The organism is Streptomyces sp. CBMA29, assembly GCF_014596445.1.
Lineage (GTDB): Bacteria > Actinomycetota > Actinomycetes > Streptomycetales > Streptomycetaceae > Actinacidiphila.
On the sequence record NZ_MECL01000243.1, the window covers coordinates 1 to 4,706 of the forward strand.

The following is a 4,706-nucleotide window of genomic DNA, read 5'->3' on the forward strand; positions in this document are numbered from 1 at the left end:
CGCGCTGGCCGCGCCCGACCCGCTCGCCGTCCCGCATGTCGTCGCCGCGCTGGCCGCGTTGGCCGTCGCCGTCAGCGGCCACGCCACCGGGTACCCGGGCGGCGGTTCGGGCCCCGGCGGCGGGGCGGCCGGCGAATCCGCGGACATCGACGAATCGGACACCGGCGAATCGGACACCGGCGAATCGGACACCGGCGAATCGGCGGACACCGGATCGCGGGGGCGTGGGGCCTGACCTATTTTTTGGGTAGGTCGATGAACGATGATCGGGGATCCGGTGGGAGCGAGCGGTGTTCGGGACGGCCGGGCGGGCCACACACGCCTCGCCCACCCCCTACGCGCCATGTGCCTCGGCCATGGGTCCTGCCGGTCCCGTCGGGCTTCCCGGCCCTGCCAGAACCGCCGGGGCCGCCGCCCCGGCCCGCTGTTGTCCGGCGAGTGTCGCCGACGGCGCCGAGACCGTGACGGATGGGAGTCCCGATGACCGATCAGAGCGAGCGCACCCTCGCCGAGAGCGAGAGCACCCTCGCCGGTCCGCGTCCGCTGGGCGAGTTGAGGACCTGGCCCAAGTCGTTCGCCGACCGGCTGACGGACCCGCTGCCGGGGCTGCGCGACGTCCTGCGCTCGGTACGGGAACGCAGCATGCGCCCGCCGGCCGCCGCGCTCGCGCAGGTGCCGTCGCTGCCGGTCGAGCACGGACCGCTGCCCGCGACGGCGGCGGGCGCGGTCAGCCTCACCTGGGTGGGACACGCGAGCTGGGTGATCGGCATCGGCGGGCTGACCGTGCTCACCGACCCCGTGTGGTCTCGCCGCATCCCCGGCACCCCGGCCAGGGTCACCCCGGTGGGCGTGCCCTGGGAGGGGCTGCCCGCCGTCGACGCCGTCGTCATCAGCCACAACCACTACGACCACCTCGACGCGCCGACGCTCAAGCGGCTGCCGCGCGACACCGCGCTGTTCGTGCCCGCGGGCCTGGCCGCCTGGTGCCGCCGCCGCGGCTTCACGCGGGTCACCGAACTCGACTGGTGGGAGGCCGCGGAAATGGGCGGTGTCCGCTTCGACTTCGTCCCCGCGCACCACTGGAGCAAGCGCACGCTGACCGACACCTGCCGCTCGCTGTGGGGCGGCTGGGTGCTGACCGACGGCTCGGGGCAGCGTGTCTACTTCGCCGGGGACACCGGCTACGGCCACTGGTTCCGCGAGATCGGCCGCGCCCACCCCGGCATCGACCTCGCGCTGCTGCCGATCGGCGCCTACTCGCCGCGCTGGATGCTCAGCGCCGTGCACACCGACCCGGAAGAGGCCGTACGCGCCTGCCTCGACGTGGGCGCGACCGCGATGGCGCCCATGCACTGGGCCACGTTCCTGCTCTCCGCCGAGCCGCCGCTGGAACCGCTCACCCGGCTGCACGCCGCGTGGGCCGCGACCGGCCGCCCCCGCGACGACCTGTGGGACCTGCCGATCGGCGGCTCACGGGTGCTGTCCGGCACGCCGTGAGGGCGGGCCCGGCGGCCTGATCGCGGGACGGCCCGCCCACGCCTGCGGCGCGCAAAGGGCGTCGGGTGTCGGGCGTCGGGCTTCCGGCTTTCGCGCGCCCTACTTGCGGCGCAGCCGCCGCACGGCCATGGGACCCGCCGCGAAGGCGAACGTCAGCCCCACCGCGAGCGCCACCCCCTGCCACGGCTCGGAGAACAGCGACCCGCCCAGAATGCCGACCAGTTGATACGCCGCCGCCCACACCAGACAGGCCGGGATGTCGCCGCGGACGAACCGCCGCAGCGGCATCTCGCCCAGCAGGCACGCCACCATCACCGGGATACGGCCCGCCGGGATCAGCCGGGACAGCACCAGGACGGCCGCGCCGTGCGCGTCCAGCCGGTTCTGCGCCTTCTCCAGCGTCGTGTTGTCCACCCGGTCCTGGAGCCGGTGCAGCCAGCGCGAGCCGTTGCGGGACCGCACCCCGCGCAGGCCCAGCCAGTAGAGCGCCACGTCGCCGAGGAAGGCGGCGAAGGACGCGACGAGGAACACTCCGAGCAGCGCGAGCGGCGGTTCCGACTGGTGGAAGGCGACGACGGCCGCGCTGGAGACCACCGCGCCGGTCGGCACCACCGGCACCAGTGAGCCGAGCGACACCAGCAGGAACAGCGACGGATAACCTATCGCCTGCTGAGCGGTCTCGGACGCGGGGGAATCGGCGGCGGCCGACGCCAGGAAACCGATCACCCGCGGCTCTCCCGCCCGGCGTCCTCGACCAGCACGGACTGCCCGTGGTCGAGCCGGTGCACCGACACCCCAGGGGCCAGCCGGGCGGCGATCCGCACGAACTCCTCGCCGGGCGTGTGGAATTCGTGCGGCCGTACCGCGTCCATGCCGATCGGCCAGAAGGTGCCGTAGTGCACCGGCACCGCGGCTTGCGGCGCCAGATCGGCCAGCACCCGCGCGGCCCGCGCCGCGTCCAGATGCCCGTGCCCGAGGAACGGGCCCCAGCCGCCGACCGGCAGCAGCGCCACGTCACAGGGGCCGACCGCGTCGGCCAGCCCGTCGAACAGCCCGGTGTCCCCGGCGAAGTACGTCCGGGCGGCGCCCTCCACCACATAGCCGAGCGCGGGGGAGCGCTCGGGCCCGTACGGCAGCCGCCGTCCGTCGTGCGCGGCGGGCACGGCCCTGACCGTCAGCCCACCGCCGTCGCCGCGTACCGGCAGCGACTCACCCTCCTCGATCTCCACCAGCCGCAGCCACCCGCGCAGCCGCCGCAGCCCCGGCACCGCCGCGACCGCGCCGCGCGGCAGGACCACCATGGTGTCCGTGGCCAGTTGCCGCAGCGAGTACAGATTCAGATGGTCGGCGTGCAGATGCGAGATCAGTACGACATCGGCGGCGGCGGCGGAAGCGGGCGGTACGGCGCCGCGCCGCCTGCGCAGATGGGCGAGCCGCCGGGTGAACAGCGGGTCGGTGAGCACTCGCACCCCGGAGTCCCGCACGGTCACCGTGGCATGACCCCACCACGTGATCTCCACCGCCACCGCGCCCGTCCTTTCCCGGCATCCGTCCAGGGCGCCCGTATCAGGGCGCCCGTATCGCGCACACGCGTCGCACCTACCCGGTCAGGGGATTCGTACCGCGCTTGCGCACCCCCTCGCAGGCCCGAGCGTATGCCCTGCGGTCGGCCGGGCCCGGCGCGCGCCCCGACGGGGCGCCGGGACGCGGCGGGCGGTATGGCACTGTGGAGGTGTGCCGCAGCCTGGGAAGAGACGGGAACGGGCCGTCGGCCGGAGCGTGGTGAGGGCCGTCGGCCGGGTGCTCGCTGTGTGGATGGTCTCCAGCGCGACCCTGGCCGTACTCGCCTGGGTGCTCCCCGACTTCCGCCTCGAAGCTCCGGGCGGCGACAGCCCCACCCAGCTCGCGGTGACCTCGGCGATCGGCGCGGGCGCCTTCGGCGTACTGAGCGCGCTCGTGTGGCCGCTGCTGGTCCGCGCTCTGCTGCTCGTGCCCGCCCTCGTGCTCGGCGCCCTGGTCTTCTTCCTCAACGGCTCGCTCCTGCTCGTCGCCCTGCGCTTCACCCCCGACGGCCGCGGCCAGGTCGCCCCGGCCACCGCCGTGGTGATCGCCGCCGTGATGTCCGCGACGTCCTCCGCCACCAGCACCGCCCTCGCGGTACGGGACGACGCCGCGTACGGCCGCAGGCTCGCCCGGCTCGCGGGCCGCAGAACCCGCGCGAGCGACCCGCCGCTGCCGACCACGCCCGGCACGGTCTTCCTGCAACTCGACGGTGTCGGCCACGATGTGCTGCGCGACGCCCTCACCTCCTCGCCGCCCGCGATGCCGACCCTGGCCGGCTGGCTCGGCACCACCCACCGGCTCACCCCGTGGCGCACCGACTGGAGCAGTCAGACCGGCGCGAGCCAGCTCGCCATCCTGCACGGCACGAATCACGACGTGCCCGCCTTCCGCTGGTTCGAGAAGGAGACCGGCCAGCTGATGGTCTGCAACCGGCCCTCCAGCGCCGCGGAACTGGAGCGCCGCGCGGTGGCCCGTACCGGCTTTCGCGGACTGCTCGCCGACGACGGCGCCAGCCGCGGCAATCTGTTCACCGGCGGAGCGGAACAGTCGGCGCTGGTGATGTCGGTGGCGGCCCGCCGCGACAAGTTCAGCCGCTCCAGATCCGGCTACTTCGCCTACTTCTCCGACCCGGCGAACGCGGTGCGCACCGCCTGGTCGTTCAGCGCCGAGGTGTGCCGTGAGATCGGGGAGTCGACGGCGTCGCGGCTGCGCAGGGACCGCCCCCGCATCAAGCGCGGCGGCCTCTACCCGCTGCTGCGCGCCTTCGCCACCGTCGTGGAACGGGACGTGGCCGTGGCCGCCGTCATCGGCGACATGCTGGCCGGAAGGACCGCCGTCTACGCGGACCTCGTGGCGTACGACGAGGTCGCCCACCATTCGGGCCCGCGCAGCAAGGACGCGCGCAAGGTGCTGGGCCGGCTCGACCGCTCGGTGGCGCTGATCGCCGACGCCTCGCGGTACGCGCCCCGGCCGTACCGCGTCGTCCTCCTGTCCGACCACGGGCAGAGCGAGGGCGAGACCTTCGAGAGCGCGTACGGGGTGACCTTCCGCGAACTGGTGCGGGCCGGTTGCGGGCTGGCCGGGACCGAACGGCAGGCCAGGCGGCGGGCGGCGCGCGGCGCCGAGGCACGGGCGGCGGCCCGCAC

At 74.7% G+C, this 4,706-nt stretch carries 4 protein-coding genes and 1 pseudogene; 3 read left to right on the plus strand and 2 right to left on the minus strand.

The window, feature by feature from the left end; genetic code table 11:
• Window positions 1-235, plus strand: a pseudogene (locus BGM09_RS33285) (hypothetical protein); the annotation flags it as partial.
• A 245-nt stretch (window positions 236-480) separates the two neighbouring features.
• Window positions 481-1,497: an MBL fold metallo-hydrolase gene (locus tag BGM09_RS33290; RefSeq protein WP_188285466.1), complete on the plus strand. Its 1,017-nt coding sequence runs from the start codon at window positions 481-483 to the stop codon at window positions 1,495-1,497.
• Window positions 1,498-1,596: 99 nt separating this feature from the next.
• Here the strand turns inward: BGM09_RS33290 and BGM09_RS33295 are convergent, their stop codons facing one another.
• A complete protein-coding gene (locus BGM09_RS33295) occupies window positions 1,597-2,223 on the minus strand; it encodes a DedA family protein (protein ID WP_188285467.1) in 627 nt (208 codons plus the stop codon).
• A complete protein-coding gene (locus BGM09_RS33300; RefSeq protein WP_188285468.1) occupies window positions 2,220-3,023 on the minus strand; it encodes an MBL fold metallo-hydrolase in 804 nt (267 codons plus the stop codon). Before BGM09_RS33300 ends, BGM09_RS33295 begins: the two co-directional genes overlap by 4 nt.
• A 289-nt stretch (window positions 3,024-3,312) precedes the next feature.
• On the opposite strand from BGM09_RS33300, the gene BGM09_RS33305 reads away from it, so the two are divergent.
• Window positions 3,313-4,706 (plus strand): phage holin family protein (locus BGM09_RS33305; protein WP_188285469.1); only part of this gene is annotated, 1,394 nt, incomplete at its 3' end.